The sequence below is a fragment of the Mesorhizobium sp. M0848 genome (assembly GCF_040319805.1).
Lineage (GTDB): Bacteria > Pseudomonadota > Alphaproteobacteria > Rhizobiales > Rhizobiaceae > Mesorhizobium.
In genome coordinates this window covers 70,685-89,948 of record NZ_JAMYOM010000016.1, presented here as the reverse complement: position 1 = coordinate 89,948, position 19,264 = coordinate 70,685, and the positions used below count along the sequence as shown (strand labels likewise).

The 19,264-nt window shown below is 63.7% G+C and carries 15 protein-coding genes; 1 reads left to right on the top strand and 14 read right to left on the bottom strand.

Translation table 11 applies throughout. The features are described from left to right. Nucleotides 1–37: 37 nt before the first annotated feature. The gene (locus tag NKH95_RS19380) at nucleotides 38–1,882 is read left to right on the top strand and encodes an aminopeptidase P family protein (RefSeq protein WP_352442245.1); all 1,845 of its coding nucleotides are present in this window, start codon (nucleotides 38–40) and stop codon (nucleotides 1,880–1,882) included. 158 nt (nucleotides 1,883–2,040) lie between these two features. Here the strand turns inward: NKH95_RS19380 and NKH95_RS19375 are convergent, their stop codons facing one another. The 14 genes from NKH95_RS19375 to murG all read right to left on the bottom strand — a co-directional run bounded on the left by NKH95_RS19375 (nucleotide 2,041) and on the right by murG (nucleotide 19,263). Continuing rightward, a complete protein-coding gene (locus tag NKH95_RS19375) occupies nucleotides 2,041–2,337 on the bottom strand; it encodes an AzlD family protein (protein ID WP_352442244.1) in 297 nt (98 codons plus the stop codon). Continuing rightward, complete coding sequence (locus NKH95_RS19370; protein WP_352892548.1) at nucleotides 2,334–3,062, bottom strand: AzlC family ABC transporter permease; 729 nt, start codon at nucleotides 3,060–3,062, stop codon at nucleotides 2,334–2,336. Before NKH95_RS19370 ends, NKH95_RS19375 begins: the two co-directional genes overlap by 4 nt. Before the next feature lie 165 nt (nucleotides 3,063–3,227). Next, nucleotides 3,228–3,920: a DUF2461 domain-containing protein gene (locus tag NKH95_RS19365; RefSeq protein WP_352442243.1), complete on the bottom strand. Its 693-nt coding sequence runs from the start codon at nucleotides 3,918–3,920 to the stop codon at nucleotides 3,228–3,230. Next, nucleotides 3,917–6,121: an NAD-dependent DNA ligase LigA gene (gene ligA / locus NKH95_RS19360; RefSeq protein ID WP_127296004.1), complete on the bottom strand. Its 2,205-nt coding sequence runs from the start codon at nucleotides 6,119–6,121 to the stop codon at nucleotides 3,917–3,919. Before ligA ends, NKH95_RS19365 begins: the two co-directional genes overlap by 4 nt. 170 nt (nucleotides 6,122–6,291) lie before the next feature. Next, nucleotides 6,292–7,965, bottom strand: coding sequence for a DNA repair protein RecN (gene recN / locus NKH95_RS19355; RefSeq protein ID WP_352442242.1), 1,674 nt, complete (start codon nucleotides 7,963–7,965; stop codon nucleotides 6,292–6,294). A gap of 219 nt (nucleotides 7,966–8,184) precedes the next feature. After that, nucleotides 8,185–9,054 (bottom strand): outer membrane protein assembly factor BamD, encoded by an 870-nt coding sequence (locus NKH95_RS19350; protein WP_023813133.1) that lies wholly within the window; start codon nucleotides 9,052–9,054, stop codon nucleotides 8,185–8,187. A 261-nt stretch (nucleotides 9,055–9,315) separates the two neighbouring features. After that, a complete protein-coding gene (lpxC, locus tag NKH95_RS19345) occupies nucleotides 9,316–10,266 on the bottom strand; it encodes a UDP-3-O-acyl-N-acetylglucosamine deacetylase (RefSeq protein WP_023813134.1) in 951 nt (316 codons plus the stop codon). A gap of 281 nt (nucleotides 10,267–10,547) precedes the next feature. Further along, nucleotides 10,548–12,227 (bottom strand): cell division protein FtsZ, encoded by a 1,680-nt coding sequence (gene ftsZ, locus NKH95_RS19340; protein WP_352442241.1) that lies wholly within the window; start codon nucleotides 12,225–12,227, stop codon nucleotides 10,548–10,550. A gap of 68 nt (nucleotides 12,228–12,295) precedes the next feature. Further along, nucleotides 12,296–13,603 (bottom strand): cell division protein FtsA, encoded by a 1,308-nt coding sequence (gene ftsA, locus NKH95_RS19335; protein ID WP_352442240.1) that lies wholly within the window; start codon nucleotides 13,601–13,603, stop codon nucleotides 12,296–12,298. Continuing rightward, nucleotides 13,600–14,541: a cell division protein FtsQ/DivIB gene (locus tag NKH95_RS19330; RefSeq protein WP_352442239.1), complete on the bottom strand. Its 942-nt coding sequence runs from the start codon at nucleotides 14,539–14,541 to the stop codon at nucleotides 13,600–13,602. Before NKH95_RS19330 ends, ftsA begins: the two co-directional genes overlap by 4 nt. After that, nucleotides 14,529–15,455: a D-alanine--D-alanine ligase gene (locus NKH95_RS19325; RefSeq protein ID WP_352442238.1), complete on the bottom strand. Its 927-nt coding sequence runs from the start codon at nucleotides 15,453–15,455 to the stop codon at nucleotides 14,529–14,531. The genes NKH95_RS19330 and NKH95_RS19325 overlap by 13 nt, the downstream gene beginning before the upstream one ends. A 315-nt stretch (nucleotides 15,456–15,770) precedes the next feature. Then, nucleotides 15,771–16,736 (bottom strand): UDP-N-acetylmuramate dehydrogenase, encoded by a 966-nt coding sequence (gene murB / locus NKH95_RS19320; protein WP_031213597.1) that lies wholly within the window; start codon nucleotides 16,734–16,736, stop codon nucleotides 15,771–15,773. Beyond that, on the bottom strand, nucleotides 16,733–18,139 hold the full coding sequence (murC, locus tag NKH95_RS19315) for a UDP-N-acetylmuramate--L-alanine ligase (protein WP_023813140.1): 1,407 nt from the start codon (nucleotides 18,137–18,139) through the stop codon (nucleotides 16,733–16,735). Before murC ends, murB begins: the two co-directional genes overlap by 4 nt. Next, nucleotides 18,136–19,263, bottom strand: coding sequence for an undecaprenyldiphospho-muramoylpentapeptide beta-N-acetylglucosaminyltransferase (murG, locus tag NKH95_RS19310; protein WP_128303495.1), 1,128 nt, complete (start codon nucleotides 19,261–19,263; stop codon nucleotides 18,136–18,138). The genes murC and murG overlap by 4 nt, the downstream gene beginning before the upstream one ends. Between the last annotated feature and the right edge of the window lies 1 nt (nucleotide 19,264).

Below are 19,264 nucleotides of genomic sequence, written 5' to 3'. Positions count from 1 at the left end.
CGTACGCTACGGTTGCGCTGACCGCAGGAGGCCCACAATGTTCCAGACCTTCGATTCCGCCGGCGACCCGGCCGTCGGCAAGCCACGCCTGGCGCTGCTGCGCCAATGGCTTGAAGCCAACGGGCTGGACGGCTTCATCGTGCCGCGTGCCGACGAGCATCAGGGCGAATATGTCGCCGACCGCTCGGCGCGGCTGAAATGGCTGACCGGCTTCAGCGGCTCGGCCGGTGTCGCCATCGTCCTGCGCGACCGCGCCTTCGTCTTTGTCGACGGGCGCTACACGCTGCAGGTGCGCAGCGAGGTCGATCTCGACGTCTTTTCGATCGAAAGCCTGGTCGACAATCCCCCGGCCGTCTGGCTGAAAGACAATCTTGGCAAGGGCGCACGGCTCGGCTTCGATCCATGGCTGCACACGATCAGCGAGGTCAAGGCGCTGCAGGCCTCGGCCGACAAATCAGGCGCGGTGCTGGTGCCGCTCGACAAGAACCCGATCGACATCATCTGGAAGGATCAGCCCGAGGCGCCGGTGGCACCCGTCGAGCTTCACCCGATCGGCTTTGCCGGCGAGCTTGCCAAGGACAAGCTGGCGCGGCTGGCGGCGGCAATCGCCAAGGATGGTGCCACCCATGCGGTGCTGACCGACCCCTCCTCCATCGCCTGGGCCTTAAACATCCGTGGCGGCGACGTGCCGCACACGCCGCTGGCGCTCGGCTTCGCCATCCTCGCCGCCGATGGGTCGCACCAGCTTTTCATGGATAAGCGCAAGTTCTCGCGCCAGGTCGCGGCCTACCTCACCCAGCTCGCCGAGCCGCATGAGCCCGGCGAATTCGAAGCGGCGATTGCGGCACTTGCCAAGAGTGGCGCGAAAATCGCGCTCGATCCGGTGCTGGCGGCCGACAGGCTGCGCATGCTGGTCGAGGCCAATGGCGGCACCGTGATCGCCGCAGCCGACCCCGCCCGCATCCCGCGCGCCACCAAGAACCAGGCCGAAATCAACGGCTCGCGCGCCGCGCATCGGCGTGACGGTGCCGCCGTGGCGAAGCTTCTGTGCTGGCTGGAGCGGCAAAAACCCGGATCGCTCGACGAGATATCGGTGGTCACCCGGCTGGAGGAACAGCGCCGGCAGACCGGCGAAGAGACCCAGATGCCGTTGCGCGATGTCTCCTTCGACACCATTTCGGGCGCCGGCCCGAACGGTGCCATCATGCATTACCGCGTGTCGCGCGCCACCAGCCGTAAGCTGCAGGCCGGCGAGCTGTTCCTGCTCGATTCCGGTGCGCAGTATCAGGACGGCACCACCGACATCACGCGCACCGTGCCAATCGGCCAGCCGACGCAGGAGATGCGCGAACGCTTCACCCTGGTGCTGAAAGGCATGATCGGCATTTCCACCTTGCGCTTTCCCGCCGGCACGCGCGGCTCCGAGATCGATGCCGTCGCGCGCATGGCGCTGTGGAAGCACGGTTGCGACTTCGCCCACGGCACCGGCCATGGCGTCGGCTCGTATCTGGCCGTGCATGAAGGGCCGCAGCGTATCGCCCGCACCGGCACCGAAAAGCTGCTCGAAGGCATGATGCTGTCCAACGAGCCGGGCTACTACAAGGAAGGCGCCTACGGCATCCGCATCGAGAACCTGATCCTGGTGACGTCGGCGCAAGAGATCGAGGGCGGCGATATCGCCATGCACGGCTTCGAGACGCTGACGCTGGCGCCGATCGACACAAGACTGGTGCAGTCGGACCTCCTGACGCGCGACGAGTTGCACTGGCTGGACACGTACCATGCGCGCGTGCTGACCGAGATCGGCCCGATGCTCGACGGCGAAACGCTGGCCTGGCTGGAGAAGGCGACAGCGCCGCTGCCGCACGACGCGAAGATTTGATTTTCTGAGGCGCCGAGGGCGTGTCGAGATTCAGGTCAGGACGAGCCGAAAACGATGGGTTCCGAGAACCGGAGCGGAGCGTACTTTTGGGTACGTGAGCACCGGAAGCGCAGGAAGCCGCCGTTTGCAGGCCGTCATCACCTGAATATCGATACGCCCTACCCGACGAACTGCCGCGCCACGATCAACATCGCCGCACCCGCCAGAAACATCGCCATCAACCCACCGCGCAGCGAGACGACCGCGGTGACCACCAGTGCGGCCCATTCCGCCGGCCCGGCATTCAACAGTTCCGGCGCCACCAGCGTCGTCAGCACCGCCGCCGGCACGGCGTTGAGACCGGCCTCGACGCGCGGATGGATGGTTTCGAAGCGGGAGATGACCAGATGCCCACCGATGCGCGTCAGATAGGTCGCGATTGCGCCGGCGATGATGATCCAGAAGGTCGTGCTCATGGCCGTGCCTTTACGCCGCTGTGATGGGGAGGCAGGATGACCGCCAGCAGCACACCGGAAACAGCGCCAATCGAGACATGCCAAGGCGAGCCCACCGTCTTGTAGGCGATGATCGAGGCGGCGGCGCTGGCGACGACCACCGGCAGCCACAGCGGCCGCTTGCGAAAGCCCAGCACGAGACCGAGGAAATAGATCGGCAGCAGGAAATCGATGCCGAGCGCATGCGTGTCGGGGATCAGCTTGCCGAACAGCGCGCCAAGCGCGCTTTCGACGATCCAGAACAGATAGACCGGCAAGCCAAGCCCCAGATACCAGGCAAAGCCGACTGTCTGGCCCGATTGCGCCCGCGCTTCGGCTACCGCGAATTGCGGATCGGTGAGGATGAAATAACCAAGTGCCTGCTGGGTGACAGGCCAGTGCGCGATGCGCCGGCCGATGCCTGCGGAATAGAGCACGTGGCGGAAATTGACGGCGAAGATCGACAGCACGATCAGCCACGGCGCCACATGCTGGCCGAACAGCTGGATGCCGACCATCTGGCTGGCGCCGCCATAGACCAGCGCGCTCATCAGGAAGGCTTCCAGGACCGAGAAACCATTGTCGACGGCGAGCGCACCGAACAGCACCGCAAACGGCGCCGACGCCACCACGACAGGCATCGACAGCCGCACGCCCTGCCAGAAATCGCTTCTTTCGCTGCTCTCCGAAATTGCGTCCGTCGCCATCAACCACTCCTGATACATGTCGCCCAAAAGTGCGTAGCAGGGATAACGACATGCACAACAACAAGGGAAGCGCGGTATGTAGGTGGCGCGCCTCGCCGTGTCACACGAATTCGCTTGAGCCAAACGATCAGCGGAAATGATCGCTGGATCGGCTGAGTTAGACGCTTATTCCTTCGGGATCTTGCCCTCAATCGCCCTGCCCCAGTCGAGCAGCGGCTTGGCGCGCAAGGTGAAATCGACGAGTTCATCGACCAGATCAGCCGTATGGATTCCGGCCGGATCGATGACATGCTGGACATAGAAATGCCGGTGGCGGATGGCGGCGACCAGATCGGGATCGCTGATTTCCTCGAAGCCGCGTGGCGTACGCTTCATACGGCCTTCGGTCTCGAGTTCAAGCCGGTTCTTCTTCAGCGCCGCCACCAGGGCGCGAAACTTGTCCGGCTTCGTCGCGACGGCTTTGCGCATCGCCAGCAGCAGCGCAGGCTCCGGCTGCCACCAGGCAATGTCGGCAAAGCAGCGCTCAAGCCCGATATGCACGTAGAACACGCCCTGCTCCATCTTGGTGCCGTCGGGCGACAGGATGGCCGACAAATGCCTGTTGTAGGGCCGCTTATCCCTAGCGAAACGCACGTCGCGATTGATCCGGAACAGCGACTTCTTGCGGTCGCCGCGCAGGCCGAGACCTGCCTCCGCGAAGCGCGCGGTCAGCGTCTCGACGAGATCACCGAATGGATCGCGCAAATCCTTTTCGAAGAGGTCGCGATTCTCCAGGAACCACTCGCGGCTCTGGTGGAAATCCAGCGCCTTGAGGAACGGAATGGCTTTGGGGCCGAAGCCGCTGAACGGTCCGGTCATGCCTTGCCGATCCGCACCAGCCAGGCATCCTCGTCGATCACCTCGATGCCGAGTTCGCTGGCGAGCTTCAGCTTGGAGCCGGCACCTGGCCCGGCCACGACAAGATCGGTCTTCGCCGAAACCGAGCCCGCGACCTTGGCGCCGAGGCGCTCCGCCATCGCCTTGGCTTCGGAGCGTGTCATCTTCTCCAGCGAGCCCGTGAACACGACCGTCTTGCCGGCGACCTCGCTGTCGGCCGAGACGTTGACGATATACGGCTTCGGCTTGACTTGGCGGAGCAACGCGTCAAGCACGTCGTCATTGCGCTCATTGCCGAAGAAGTCGCGCAAAGCATCGATCACGGTATCGCCGATGCCGTTGACCGAGGGGAAAACTGTATGTGGATTCTCCGCTGCCGCTGTCTCCTTGCCGACGCGGATCAGCTCCTCGATGGTCGAGAAGGTGCGGGCAAGCACGGCGGCCGTCGTTTCACCGATATGGCGGATGCCGAGCGCGAAGATGAAGCGGTCCAGCTCCGGCTCGCGGCGCGAATCGATGGCGGCGAACAGCTTGTCGAGGCCCTCATAGTTGCGATCCTCGACGCTGCGCACATTCTTGCGTGTCTTGCCCGATGCGGCCTCGCGCTGCCTTGCCTGCTCCTCACGGCGCTCGGCCAGCGCCCTGGTGACAGCCGGACGGCGGTCCCTGAGCGTGAAGATATCGGCGGCGGTCTTGATCAATCCCGCATTGAAGAACGTGTCTATGTTTTCCGCGCCGAGCCCTTCGATGTCCAGGGCGCCGCGTGACACGAAGTGGCGCAATCCCTCCACCGCCTGCGCCGGGCAGATCAGTTCGCCGGTGCAGCGCCGGCGGGAATCTTCCTTGCCGGTCTTTTCGTTGATCTCGCGCGTCGCCGGCGAGCCGCAGATCGGGCAAGTGTGAGGGAACTCGTAAGGCACCGCATCAGCAGGCCGCTTGTCGATGACGACGCTGACGATCTGCGGAATGACATCGCCTGCCCGCTGGATCACGACCGTATCGCCGATGCGCACATCGATGCCATCTCGGATCGGCTCGCCGGTGCTGTCCAGGCCCTTGATGTAGTCCTCATTGTGCAGCGTGACGTTCTCGACCACGACGCCGCCGACAGTGACCGGCGCCAGCCGCGCAACCGGCGCCAGCGTACCGGTACGGCCGACCTGGATGTCGATCTTCTGCACGGTCGTCATCGCCTGTTCGGCCGGGAATTTATGCGCGACCGCCCAGCGCGGTTCGCCGGTGACGAAGCCCCATCGGCGTTGCAATTCCAGCTGGTCGACCTTGTAGACGACACCGTCGATATCGTAGCCGAGCGCCGAGCGCTGCTCCTCGATCCGATGATAATGCGCGATCAACTCCTCGGCCGATTTCGCCCGCACCATCAGCGGACTGATCTTGAACCCCCACTCGGCGAATTTCTGTACCGAATCATATTGGGTCGGAGCGGGATCCGCCGAGGTGTAGCCCCAGGCATAGGCGAAGAATTTGAGGTTGCGGCTGGCGGTGACGGACGGATCCTTCTGGCGCAGCGACCCGGCCGCCGTATTGCGCGGATTGACATAGTCCTGGCCGCCGGCCGCTGCCGAGCGTTGCTTCAGCGCCTCGAATTCCGCATAGGTCATATAAACCTCGCCGCGGATCTCGATGGTTTCGGGCCAGCCCGAGCCTTTCAACTTCGCAGGGATGTCGGCGATAGTCTTCAAATTGGCGGTGATGTCTTCGCCGACGGCGCCGTTGCCACGCGTCGCGCCCTGCACGAACACACCGTTCTCGTAGCGCAGCGAAGCCGACAGCCCGTCGATCTTCGGTTCGGCGGTGAAGGCGATGTCGAGCTCCTTGTCGCGATCGAAGAACCGCCGCCCGCGTTCGATGAAATCCGTGACGTCATCGTCGGTATAGGCCTTGGCAAGGCTGAGCATCGGCACGGCGTGGCGCACCTTGGTAAAGCCTTCCGCGGGTGCTGCACCAACCCTCAGCGATGGCGAGTCCTCGCGAACCAGCGCTGGAAAGCGCTCCTCGATGGCAAGGTTGCGCCGTGCCAGCGCATCATATTCTGCATCGGTGATAACTGGCGCGTCTTCGGTATGGTAGCGCCGATCGTGCTCGGCGATCTCTTCCGCGAGGCGCTTCAGCTCAGCTTCGGCCTCGCTTTCGGTCAGGGCATCGACTGGTTTTTCGGACATGGTTTTGCACCTGGCTGCTGTTGGCCCGGGACAATAGATCAGGATTCGGATGGAAGGGAGCTGAATTCTGACAAAACCACGCCGAAACAGCAGGATGGAGCCATATGCTGACTCTGTTCGTGTGTCGAATTTCACCAGTTAGAGGCACCCCCGATCGGGAAGCAGCGCCATCAGGAAACGGCGGTATTCTCACGCAGCAGCCGCTCCGCGGCGGCGCGCGCCTCGTCGGTGATGGTGGCGCCGGCCAGCATGCGTGCGATCTCTTCCTGCCGCGCCGGCCGATCCATTTCGGCAATGCCTGTGGCGACACGGTCGGTGGTGCCGGATTTGGAGATCAGGAAATGCGTCGCCGCGCGCGCCGCCACCTGTGGTGCGTGCGTCACCGACAGCACCTGCACGCGCTTCGACAGCCGCGCCAGCCGCTGGCCGATAGCGTCGGCGACAGCGCCGCCCACACCGGTGTCGATTTCGTCGAACACCAGCGTCGGTGCCGAGCCGCGGTCAGCCAGCGCCACCTTCAGCGCCAGAAGGAAGCGCGAAAGCTCCCCGCCGGAGGCCACTTTCATCATCGGCCCGGGCCGCGTGCCTGGATTGGTCCGCACCCAGAATTCGATCTGATCGATCCCCTCTTCCATGCGGCTTTCGACCTCGCTCTTCATTTCCACGATAAAGGCGGCGCGTTCGAGCTTCAGAGCCGGCAATTCCGCCATCACCGCCTTGGTCAGGCCGACCGCCGCCGCATGACGAAGCGAGGACAGCTGCGCGGCGGCAATGTCATAGGTCTCGCGCGCGGCAGTGGCCTGCTTTTCCAACCCGTGCAGGCGCTCCTCGCCGGCATCGAGATCGGCGAGATCGGCCGACATCGTGTCGCGCAGCTGCGCCAAATCGTCGACGGCGACGCTGTGCTTGCGCGAGGCCGCACGCAGCGAAAACAGCCGCTCCTCCGCTTTCTCCAGCCGTTGCGGATCATATTCGGTGGCGCGCAATGCTGCCTCGACGCCCGATTGCGCCGCGTCGAGCGACAGCATCGCCTCATCGAGCGATTTGACGACATCGTCGAGCAGGCCGGGCGCCTCCGTCACCTTGCGCTGCAGCCGCCGCAGCAGGCTGGCCAGTTGCGGCAAGGGCGAGGACGGGCCGGATAGCACATCCTGCGCATCATGGATTTCGGAAGCGATCTTCTCCGCTCGCATCATCGACGCCCGCAGTTCGGCGAGATCGGTCTCCTCGCCCGGCTGCGGATCGAGCTTCGTCAGTTCCGCCACCGCCGCGCGCAAATAATCAGCCTCGCGCGCCGCCGCCGCCACCTTGGCGCGGTGTCGCGACAGCTCCTGCTCGCAGGCGCGCCAGTGCCGCCATGCCTCGCCGGTCGAGCGGACGGCGCCGAGATGGCCACCGAAAGCATCGAGCACCTCGCGGTGCGCTCCGGGATCGACCAGCGCGCGCTCGTCATGCTGGCCGTGGATCTCGACCAGCGCGCGCCCGACATCGCGCATCAGGGTGACGCTTGAAGGCTGATCGTTGACGAAGACGCGGGTGCGGCCGTCCGCCGTCTGCAGGCGGCGCAGGATGATGTCGCCGTCATCCTCGATCGCATTGTCGGCAAGCAGCGTACGCGCCGGATGGTTACGCGGCACGTCGAAGACGGCGATGACCTGCCCCTGCGCCGCGCCATGGCGCACCAGCGAAGCATCGCCGCGCGCTCCGAGCGCCAGCGACAAGGCATCGAGCAGGATGGATTTTCCGGCACCGGTTTCGCCGGTCAGCACCGAAAGACCCGGCTGGAAGTCGATATCCAGCTTCTCGATCAGGACGATATCGCGGATCGACAGTCTGGAAAGCATCAGAACCCAAATCTAGAACGGCACGCGACGGTTTGGAGTCGCAGCGCCGCACTATCTTTTTGTTTGAGCACCGGATCAATCCGAAAAAGCGCACGCTTCGATCCGAGTGCTCCAGGCAGGTTCCGCAAAAGTGTCGTGCGGTTTTGCGGCTAAAACCCGCGACAAGCAACAAAACCAGGCAGACGGCGCGTTGGTGAAGCCTGCAACGTCTGCTTGGGATCAGGCGCCGGTGATCATCTTTCCGGCCTTGGATATCCACGACCCGGCATTTTCGCGCGGTGCAAGCCCATTGCTCTGCAAGAGCTTGTATGAATCCTTGTACCATGAACTGTCAGGGTAATTGGTGCCGAGCACGGCGGCGGCGGTCTGCGCCTCCGAGGTCAGACCCATCGCGTAATAGCTTTCGGTCAGGCGGGCGAGCGCCTCCTCGACATGGCGGGTGTTAGAATAGTTCTCGACCACGGTGCGGAAGCGCTTGACGGCGGCGATGTATTCACGCCGCTCGAGATAGTAGCGGCCGATCTGCATTTCCTTACCGGCCAGCTGATCGTTGGCGAAGCGGATCTTTTCCTTGGCGTCGTCGACATATTCCGATGTCGGCCAGCGCGTGACCAGATCCTGCATCGTCTGGACGGTCTGACGCGCTTCCTTCTGGTCCTGCGTCACGTCCTTGATCTGACGGTAGTAGCTCAAGCCGATGATGTACTGCGCATAGGCGGCGTCATCGGTCGACGGGTAAAGCGTGAGATAGCGCTTGGCCGAGCCGATCGCCTCATCGTAATTGCCCTGGCGATAGTCGGCGAAAGCGCCCATCACCATCGATTTGCGGGCCCATTCTGAATAGGGATGCTGGCGGTCGACGGCGTCGAACTTCTTGCTCGCCTCCTGCAGGCGCCCGGCATTGAGATTGGCAAGGCCCTGATTGTAGAGAACATCGGCCGGCTCGGTCTGGTCGACATAGGTCGACAGGTCGATATCTTTCTCCGACGACATGCAGGCCGACAGAAAGAGCGATGGAACAACTACTGAAAGCGCCAGGAAAACAGCCCTCTGCGGTGCTTTCAATTGACCAACTCGCTTGAAGAACATGATTGGATCTCGCCCTTTCGGCGCCATTTCAATGCCAGTTGCATGCCATTGTTTCAAAACTGGTCCCCACTTTTGAACGACATGCATAATCGACGGCAGCAGCCATAAACCATAACCGCCTTGCCCGACAACGCTATCTCCGGCCAATCGCACATTTTTGTGGCGGCCGGACGCAGCTTGGACGTCAACGCAATTTCACTGGCGAGTGGTGCATTCCTGCCACATGCGCTATCGCCCATGGAACCCGAAAAACCCGGGAAATCAGATCATCCAGGGCGCGTAGAGTGGCGCATTGACGGCGTTCATCTCGGCGCTGCGGCCACGCTCGCGGCGTGTCGTCTCGACGATTTCGAATGCCGTGCGGTCCGAGAGCAGACGGCGCAGGGCCGCGGCATTCATCCTGTGGCCGCCGCGATAGGAGCGGAAGCAGCCGATGAAGCGGGCGCCGGCCAGCGCCAGGTCGCCCATGGCGTCCAGCGTTTTATGGCGCACGAATTCGTTGGGATAGCGCAGGCCGCCCATATTGATGACGCGGTTGTCGTCGCCGATGACCAGCGAGTTCTCCAGCGAGGAGCCGAGCGCATAGCCTGCAGCCCACAGCCGCTCGACATCCTTCATGAAGCCGAAGGTGCGGGCGCGCGCGATGTCGCGACGGAAAATATCGGCATTGAGGTCGGAGGCAAACAGCTGACGGCCGATCGCCGGACTTTCGAAGTCGATCTCGATCTCGAAACGGGTCCCGTCATAGGGGCGAAACTCCGCCCACGAGGCGCCGTTCTCGATGCGGACCGGCTTGATGACCCTGATATAGCGGCGCTTGACCGAAAGCGTCTCGATGCCCGCCTGATCGATGGCTTCGACGAACGCCATGGCGCTGCCATCGAAGATAGGAACCTCGGAACCATCGATCTCGACAGCGACATTATCGATGCCGAGCCCAAACAGCGCCGCCATGATGTGCTCGACCGTGGCGATGTGCTCGCCAGCGGGATCACCAAGCATGGTGCACAGGTCGGTAGCGCCGACTTCCGAGACCAGGGCACGAAACTCGCGGCCCTGCTCCGCACCGTTGAAAAGCTGGAAAACGATGCCGGTGTCGGCATCCGCGGGCACGAAGCTGATGGACACTTCCTTGCCGCTGTGGACGCCGGTGCCGGTAAGCGACGCGCGCGTCTTCAATGTCGTCTGATAGTCGTGCAAGACAATCCCCATAAGCCCGTAATGCCTAGGTCCGCTTCTCCAGCCCGAGGGCGCGGCTCTTGTGTGAATCGGCTGGCAGGGCGACTTCCCCCGAAATCCCGGCAAACCGATGATGGTAGGCAGCGAAGATAATGTCCCGTCAGGGAGACTCCAAATCACGGTTTCTTACTCTGTGTAACCGCGAAATGGAATGAGTGCGAATTGGTAAGTCGTTGAAATCCCATCATTTAAAACGTTAACAGGCAAGCGATTCCTCGCTTACCTGTTAACAAATGTTACAGTCCGTTTACCAATCAGTTGGCCTGGCGGCGCAGGAACGCCGGAATCTCCAGCTGATCGTCTTCCTGAGTCGTCCTCACCTGCGGCGTCAGGCGGCCCTGATCATCGAGCTGGCCACGGCGCGGCGCATACAGCTGCGCATCCTGACTGGCAAGACGGCGTACTTCGGGCGCTGCCTGGCGCAGCTTGGGCTCGCGCGGCTGCGCCGGCTGCAGTCGTGCGGGTTCCTCCTCGCGACGGGTCAGGCCATTGGTCAGGCGCTTCAGCAGGCCCATCGGTCCGCTGTTGTTCTCGTGATCGACCGGGCGGCTCTTGGCATCCACCTCGGCCTTGACGACCGGCGGAAAGTCCTCGACGCGCGGCATACGCTGCGGCGCCATCGCAACCGGCTGCGGGGCTTCGCGCAGCATCTCGCGCGGCTGCGGGGCCGGCTGCATCTGCTGGACCACCGGCTGCGGCATCGGCTGGGCGGGCGGTGCCTGGAAGATCTTGCTCTGCGGGCGGAAATCTTCAGCGTGGGCGACCGGGGCCGGGCGCGCCTGCGCCATGGCCGCGGCATTAGCTTCGGCCAGATGGATGGCTTCCGCGACCGGGTCGACAGCGCGTGGCTCGTATGCCGCCTGCTGGACAGGCGCCGGACGAACCTCCGCGATCTGAGCCGCCGGGCGGCTGGCCGGCTTCGGAGGCGCCGTGCGGATCGAGATCGGCGCGGCGGCGATTTCAGCCGCCGACTTGTCGATGCCGGTGGCAACCACCGAGACGCGAATGACGCCTTCGAGTTCCTCGTCGAAAGTGGCGCCCAGGATGATGTTGGCGTCCTGGTCGACTTCCTCGCGGATACGGGTCGCGGCTTCGTCGACTTCGAACAGCGTCAGGTCGCGGCCGCCGGTGATCGAGATCAGCAGGCCCTTGGCGCCCTTCATCGAGGTCTCGTCGAGCAGCGGGTTGGCGATCGCCGCTTCGGCGGCGGCCATCGCACGGCCCTCTCCGGAAGCCTCGCCGGTGCCCATCATCGCCTTGCCCATCTCGCGCATGACGGAACGGACGTCGGCGAAGTCGAGATTGATCAGGCCTTCCTTGACCATCAGGTCGGTGATGCAGGCGACACCGGAATAGAGCACCTGGTCGGCCATGGCGAAGGCGTCGGCGAAGGTGGTCTTGTCATTGGCCAGCCGGAACAGGTTCTGGTTGGGGATGACGATCAGCGTATCGACGCATTTCTGCAATTCCTCGATGCCGAAATCCGCGGTCTTCATGCGGCGCTGGCCTTCGAAGTGGAACGGCTTGGTGACGACGCCGACGGTGAGGATGCCCTTTTCGCGCGCCGCGCGGGCAACGACGGGAGCAGCACCGGTGCCGGTGCCGCCGCCCATGCCGGCGGTGACGAAGCACATATGGGTGTTGGTCAGGTGATCGAGGATTTCATCGATGCACTCTTCCGCCGCCGCACGGCCGACTTCCGGCTGCGAGCCGGCGCCAAGGCCTTCGGTGACATGCGCGCCGAGCTGGATCAGGCGGCCCGCCTTCGACATGGTCAGCGCCTGCGCGTCGGTGTTGGCCACCACGAACTCGACACCGCGCAAACCGGCGGTGATCATGTTGTTGACGGCATTGCCGCCGCCGCCGCCGACACCGAACACGGTGATGCGCGGCTTAAGCTCGGTGATGTCCGGCTTCTGCAGATTGATGGTCATTGTCTCCGTCCTTTGCCTTTCACGCCGCTTCGCCGCCGCGGCCGCCTATGGGGCTGTCCCCGTCAATTTTAGAAACTGTCTCTCAACCACTGACTCATGCGATGCAGTTTTCCGCCCGTTCCGGTCATTTTGAGACCGGAAATTCCTTTCGCAGGATGGCTCTCGAAGCTCGCCATCTGCGGATAGATCAGAAGCCCCACCGCGGCCGAGAAGGCCGGCCCCTTCGCCGCTTCCGGCAGGCCGGCCACGCCGAGCGGGCGGCCGATGCGCACATTGCGTCCCAGGATGCGGCGCGCCGCCTCCGGCAGGCCGGCAAGCTGGCTGGCACCGCCGGTGAGAACCACACGCTTGCCCACTGCATTGCCATAGCCGGACCTGTTGAGCCGGTCGCGCAGCAGTTCGAGCGTCTCGTCGATGCGGGCGCGCACGATGCGCGTCATCACCGAGCGCGGGATCTGCAAGGGCACGTCGCCATCGTCGCCGATCGGCTGGACCGAGACCAGGTCGCGGTCGTCTGCGCTGCCCGGCAGCGCCGAGCCATGCATCACCTTCAGCCGTTCCGCGGCATCGAGCGAGGTCGACAGCCCCTTGGCCATGTCCAGCGTGACGTGGTTGCCGCCGATGGCGATGGCGTCGCCATGGACGAACTTGCCTTCCGAAAACACCGAAATCGTTGTCGTGCCGCCGCCCATGTCGATGCAGGCCGCACCCATTTCCAGCTCGTCGTCGACCAGGGCCGCCAAACCGCTGGCATAGGGCGTCGCCACCATGCGCTCGACCGACAGATGCGAGCGGTTGATGGAAAGCTCCAGATTGCGCATCGGCGCGGCGTCGCCGGTCAGCACATGCATGTCGACGCCGAGTGCGTCACCGACCATGCCGCGCGGATCGCGCACGCCGCGTTCGGCATCCAGCGAGAAGCCGACGGGAAGCGAATGGATCACCTCGCGCTCGGCCTTCAGCGCCTGCTTGGCGCCAGCACCGAGAACGCGCTTGATGTCGGCCTCGTCGGCCTCATGGCCGCCAAGATTGATGGTGGCGGAGAAGGCTTCGCTCTTGAGCCGGCCGGCCGTCATGTTGACGATCAGAGAATCGACCGTCAGCCCGGCCATGCGCTCGGCCGCGTCGACGGAAAGGCGGATGGCGTGCTCGGCGCGGTCGAGATCGACGATGACACCCGACTTCACGCCTTGCGACTTCTGGTGACCGATGCCGATCACCTGGATCCGGTGCGAGCGGCCGCGCAGCAGCTTGCCGTCATCGCACGGCTTCAGCTTGGCCACCATGCAGCAGACCTTGCTCGAACCGACATCCAGCACCGTCAGGGTGCCGGACCGGCGCGACGCGGCATCGCCAGGACCGCCAAGCCAGTTCATATCTTCGTCTCCGGCTTGCGCTTCAGGCTCTTGGGTTTCTCGTTGAGGGCGGCTTCGCGCTGCGTCGCCGCTTCCGCCGTCAACTGCACGACCAGCCGGTCCGTCAGGCGCATGTCGACGGCGGCGATGTCGCGCGACAGCAAGCCGCTGTCATGATCCATCTTCACGAGTTCGGCGAGCGCCTGTTCCTCGTCATCCTCGGGAAGCTTGATGGTGATGCCATTGTCCAGCTTCAGGTCCCAGCGCCGCTCGCCTACGCGGATATACCCTTTGATCCGGCTCGCGAGCTCGGGATATTTTTCGACCTTGGCCAGGAAATCGGGCGCGCTCGCCGGCGCGCCGGCGCCGATCAGCAGCGGCAGAAGCACCTGCTTGCCGCCCGAGAACGGCGCGATCATGGCACCATTCCTCTCGATGACCGAAAGCTCGTCGCCCTGCTGCCAGAGCGCGAAAGCCTCGCGCTCCTCGACACGTACTTCCAGCGTATGCGGGTAGACCTTGCGCACCGCCGCAACCTCGATCCACGGCAGGCCGGAGATCCGTTCGCGCGCTGCCTCGGCATTAAAGCCGATCAGCGACGTCCAGCCATCAAGTTCAAGCCTGTCGAGTATATCGATTTCCGAGGTCTGGCGATTGCCGACCACCTTGACCTGATCGACGGCAAAGCCGGTACGGGCGGTGATGCTCTGCACGATACCGTCGACGTGACCGCCAAGGTAGGCACCATAGGCACTGCTCGAGAAAATCAGCACGGCCGACATCATGGCCGCGGAAAAGCGCGGCGCCTGGAATTCCCCAACGCCCAGGCGCGCCAGAATGCGCACCGGGCGGCGAAGCATGCGCGGCAGTACGAAATGGTCCAACGACAATGACAGGCCGAACAGCGCCGGCCCGGCCGCGCCCCTCTCCCTACCTTGTCCCCATTTCAACGCAGACACGAAGCGTCCTCCACCATCCAACTCAACAAATCGCCAAACGAGTGCCCGGCTTGGGCGGCGATTTCAGGCACCAAAGACGTCGGCGTCATACCCGGCTGGGTGTTGACCTCGAGCCAGACAATCTCGCCGTTTTCGGAATGACGATCGTCATAACGGAAGTCCGAACGGGAAACGCCTCGACAGCCGATCGCTTGGTGAGCCTTGAGCGCCAGTGTTTGTATTTTTTGGTAAATATTCGGTGAAACTTTTGCGGGGCATTCGTGCTTTGATCCCCCGGCGACATATTTTGAATCATAGTCGTAGAAGGAATGGCCGGTCGGGATGATCTCGCAGACCCCCAGCGCCACATCGCCCATCACCGCGCAGGTCAGCTCCCTGCCGTGGATGTAGCGCTCGACCATGACGGTATCGCCATATTTCCACTCCGACGAGCCAAGAACCTGCGGCGGATGCGACTGGCCCTCATGCACGATGACGACACCGAAGCTCGAACCCTCATTGACCGGCTTGACCACATAGGGCGGCTTCATCGGATGCTTGTTCTGGATGGCAAAGCGGCTGGCGACCTTCGATTCGGCGACCACGATGCCGACCGACTTGGCAACCCGCTTGGCCTGCTCCTTGTTCATGGCCAGAGCCGAGGCGAGCACGCCAGAATGGGTGTAGGGAATGCCGAGATATTCAAGGATGCCCTGAATGGTGCCGTCCTCGCCAAAAGGGCCGTGCAGCGCATTGAAGGCGACATCCGGCTTGAGCTCGGCAAGCACGGAGCCGACATCGCGCCCGACATCGACACGGGTGACCTGGTAGCCTTCCTTCTCGAGCTCATCGGCACAAGCCCTTCCCGACGAAAGAGACACGGGCCGCTCGGACGAAAAACCACCCAGCAGGACGGCCACATGCTTGTTTTTCATTCCCCGGCATCCCCTCTCTCACGGCGGACCAAAACCAGATTTTCCGCAACATTGAGTCAGAGTCTCCCGGCAGGTTGCCCCCCCCAGACGGAAAACGCTGAAAACGCGTCGAACGACTCAAATCAGGAAACGCTTTCGAGCAGAGAATCAGAGAGTTGATTCACTGGCAAGTGCTTACGATTCCGAGAGATTCACTTTCTGAGAAAATGGATGCGAAAAGCGTGTCGTTGAGTCTTTGCGGCAACGGTCGCGGACCGTTTCGGCCTCGTTGAAGTTCATGCATCACATGAACTTCAACGCGCGCCAAAGTGCACCTTAAAGGAGCTGCCCGAGAAACTCCTGCACGGCATGCCCCGGCCGGAAATTGCCGATTCGCTTGATTTCCCATTGCAACCGGATACCGGAATTCTCCAGCACCCGCGTGCGCACCGTCTCGCCGAGATATTCAAGGTCGTAGCCGGTCGCGGTTCCCGTGTTGATCATGAAGTTGCAATGCATCGGCGACATCTGGGCCCCGCCGATCATCAGGCCGCGGCAGCCCGCTCTGTCGATCTCCTTCCAGGCCGACGTGCCTTCCGGATTCTTGAAGGTCGAGCCACCGGTCTTCTCGCGGATCGGCTGCACGGTCTCGCGATGGTTCTGCACGGCCTCCATCGCCGCCTTGATCGCCGTTTTCTCCTCGGCAAAGCCTTCGAACACGGCCGAGGTGAAGATCAGCCCGGAGGGCGCCGCTGAATGGCGATAGGCGTATCCCATATCGGCATTGCTCAGCGTCTGCACATTGCCCTTGCGGTCGAGCGCCCGCACTTCGACGACGCGCTCGCGCGTCTCGACACCATTGGCGCCGGCATTCATCCGCAGCGCACCGCCGATTGCACCCGGAATGCCGTGGTAGAAATGAAAGCCGCCAATGCCGGCCTCGAGCGCCACCGCTGCGACACGCTTGTCGGGGGTCGCAGCTCCCGCCTTGATCCTGATCGGCGAAATCACCTCGGCCTCGCCGAAGCCCTTGGCCGAAAGGCGGATGACAAAGCCCTCGATGCCGCCGTCGCGGACCAAAAGGTTCGAGCCGACGCCAACGACGGTAAGAGGTATTTCTTCAGGAACGGCTTTGAGGAACACCGCAAGATCCTCCTCATCAGCCGGCTGGAACAACGCTTCAGCCAGGCCCCCGGCACGGAACCAGGTGATCTTGTCCATCTCGGCGTTCGGCGTGAGGCGGCCGCGCAGGCCGGCAAGCCGGTCGCCAAGTCTGTCGATCAGGGCCTGGCCGTGCATCATGAGACGGTCCCGCCAAGCTCCTTGGGCAACGCATAGGCCCATTGGGTGATGTTGCCGGCGCCCAGGAAGACGACGAAGTCACCCGGCTTGGCCAGATCACGGATGACGGGCGCGATCGCCGCCGGACCCTCGATGTAGCGCGCGTCGCGATGGCCGCCGGCGCGGATGCGCGACACCAGCGCGTCCGAGCTGACGCCGTCGATCGGCTCTTCGCCGGCCGCGTAGACCGGCGCCACCATCACTGTGTCGGCGTCGTTGAAGCAAGTGGAAAACTCGTTGAACAGATCATGCAGCCGGGTGAAGCGATGCGGCTGGGCAATGGCGATGACGCGACCCTGGGTGGCGCTGCGCGCCGCCTTCAGCACCGCCGAGATCTCGACCGGATGGTGGCCGTAATCGTCGAATATTTCGACGCCGTCCCACGAACCGGTATGGGTGAAGCGGCGCTTGACGCCGGCGAAGGACGACAGGCCCTTCTTGATCGCCTCGGCCGACAGGCCGAGCTCATGCGCGACCGCGATCGCTGCCGTCGCGTTGGAGACGTTGTGGCGGCCGGGCATCGGCAGGCGCAGGCCTGCTATGACAGTCTGGCCGCCTGTCTTGCGGTCGCGGATCACCACGTCGAATTCCGAAATGGCACCTGCCATGCGGTGATTGGTAAAGCGCACGTCGGCCTGCGCATTCTCGCCATAGGTGATGACCCGGCGGTCCTCGATGCGGCTGACCAGCGCCTGCACCTCGGGATGGTCGGTGCACATCACGCCAAAACCGTAGAACGGCACGTTCTCGACAAACTGGCGGAACGCCTCCCGCACCTTGTCGAAGCTGCCATAGTGATCGAGATGCTCGGGATCGATGTTGGTGACGACCGCGATCTCGGCCGGCAGTTTCAGGAAAGTGCCGTCGCTTTCGTCGGCCTCGACCACCATCCATTCGCCGTCGCCCATGCGCGCGTTGGTGCCGTAGGCATTGATGATGCCGCCATTGATGACGGTCGGATCGAGCCCACCGGCATCGAGCAAGGTCGCCACCATCGAGGTCGTGGTCGTCTTGCCATGCGTGCCGCCGATCGCCACCGCCTGGCGAAAGCGCATCAGCTCGGCCAGCATTTCGGCCCGGCGCACGATCGGCAGCAGCTTTTCGCGCGCGGCCTTGAGCTCAGGGTTGGATTTCTTGATCGCCGTCGAGACGACGACAACCTCGGCATCGCCGAGATTCTCGGCCCTATGGCCGACGAAGCATTCGATGCCCTTGTCGCGCAGCCGCTGCACATTGGCGCTTTCGGCCTGATCGGACCCTTGCACCTTGTAGCCGAGATTGTGCAGCACTTCGGCAATGCCGCTCATGCCGATGCCGCCAATGCCGATGAAATGCACAAGGCCGATGGTCTGCGGCATCTTCATGCTTGCGTCCCCTTCCTGAAATCCGAAATGGTTTTTTTGGACGCAATAGCCTCTGTAAGATCAGCGAGCAACCGTGCCGCGTTCGGCCGGCCGGCCGATTTCGCGCCCGCCGCCATCGCCACAAGCCGCTCAGGCTGGTCGATCAGCCCGCCGAGGAGCACTGCGATGCGTTCGGGCGAGAGCGAGGATTGCGGGTGCACTTCGCCGCCGCCGGCAGCGGCAAGGGCCGCCGCGTTCGCCGCCTGGTCGTGGTCGAGCGCGTAGGGGTAAGGCACCAGCAGCGCCGGCCGGCCGATGACGGCGATCTCCGAAACGGTCGAGGCGCCGGAGCGCGAGATCACCAGGTGCGCAGCCGCCATGCGCTGCGCCATGTCGGTGAAGAAGGGTGAGACCTCGGCAGCAACGCCCAGTGCCGCATAGGCCGCCTTGACCCGCGCCACATCATCGGCGCGAGCTTGTTGGGTAATGACCAGCCGCTTGCGCTGAGCATCGGAAAGCAGCGCGATCGCCCCCGGCACGGCATCGGAAAAGAACTGAGCGCCCTGGCTGCCGCCGAACACCAGCAGGCGGAACGGCTGTTCCCCGGTCGATGCCGCATAATTCGTCCTGGCAGCTTCCAGCACGGCCGGCCTGACCGGATTGCCTGTCGTCACCGTCTTGACCCCGGCAGCACTGGTGTCCTGCGGCAGGAAGCCGCCGGCGATGGCATCGACACGGCCGGCCAGCGCCCGGTTGGCGCGCCCCATCACCGCGTTCTGCTCATGGATCAGGGTCGGCACCTTGCGCCGTGTCGCCGCGTAGAGCGGCGGCAAGGTCGGATAGCCGCCAAAGCCGACGACCGCATCCGGCTTGATCCTGGCGATGACGGCGGAAGCCTGGCGCACGCCGCGCCAGATTTTCCAGAAGGCACCAAGCAGGGCAAAGGGGTTTTTCGAGCCCATCGTCGCCGACTGGATCGGATGGACGGCTGCGGCCGGGAAATGGCCGGCGAAACGCTCTGCACGGTCGTCGGTCGCCAGATGCACTGACCAGCCGCGCTCGTTCAGCTCATGCGCCAGCGCTTCGGCCGGGAAAAGATGCCCACCGGTGCCGCCTGCCGCGAGAAGGATGACGCCTCTGGCCATA

Coding starts and splice junctions, on each gene's coding strand:
- NKH95_RS19380 (WP_352442245.1), top strand. CDS start 38: ATGTTCCAGACCTTCGATTCCGCCGGCGACCCGGCCGTCGGCAAGCCA.
- NKH95_RS19375 (WP_352442244.1), bottom strand. CDS start 2,337: ATGAGCACGACCTTCTGGATCATCATCGCCGGCGCAATCGCGACCTAT.
- NKH95_RS19370 (WP_352892548.1), bottom strand. CDS start 3,062: ATGGCGACGGACGCAATTTCGGAGAGCAGCGAAAGAAGCGATTTCTGG.
- NKH95_RS19365 (WP_352442243.1), bottom strand. CDS start 3,920: ATGACCGGACCGTTCAGCGGCTTCGGCCCCAAAGCCATTCCGTTCCTC.
- ligA (WP_127296004.1), bottom strand. CDS start 6,121: ATGTCCGAAAAACCAGTCGATGCCCTGACCGAAAGCGAGGCCGAAGCT.
- recN (WP_352442242.1), bottom strand. CDS start 7,965: ATGCTTTCCAGACTGTCGATCCGCGATATCGTCCTGATCGAGAAGCTG.
- NKH95_RS19350 (WP_023813133.1), bottom strand. CDS start 9,054: ATGTTCTTCAAGCGAGTTGGTCAATTGAAAGCACCGCAGAGGGCTGTT.
- lpxC (WP_023813134.1), bottom strand. CDS start 10,266: ATGGGGATTGTCTTGCACGACTATCAGACGACATTGAAGACGCGCGCG.
- ftsZ (WP_352442241.1), bottom strand. CDS start 12,227: ATGACCATCAATCTGCAGAAGCCGGACATCACCGAGCTTAAGCCGCGC.
- ftsA (WP_352442240.1), bottom strand. CDS start 13,603: ATGAACTGGCTTGGCGGTCCTGGCGATGCCGCGTCGCGCCGGTCCGGC.
- NKH95_RS19325 (WP_352442238.1), bottom strand. CDS start 15,455: ATGAAAAACAAGCATGTGGCCGTCCTGCTGGGTGGTTTTTCGTCCGAG.
- murB (WP_031213597.1), bottom strand. CDS start 16,736: ATGATGCACGGCCAGGCCCTGATCGACAGACTTGGCGACCGGCTTGCC.
- murC (WP_023813140.1), bottom strand. CDS start 18,139: ATGAAGATGCCGCAGACCATCGGCCTTGTGCATTTCATCGGCATTGGC.
- murG (WP_128303495.1), bottom strand. CDS start 19,263: ATGGCCAGAGGCGTCATCCTTCTCGCGGCAGGCGGCACCGGTGGGCAT.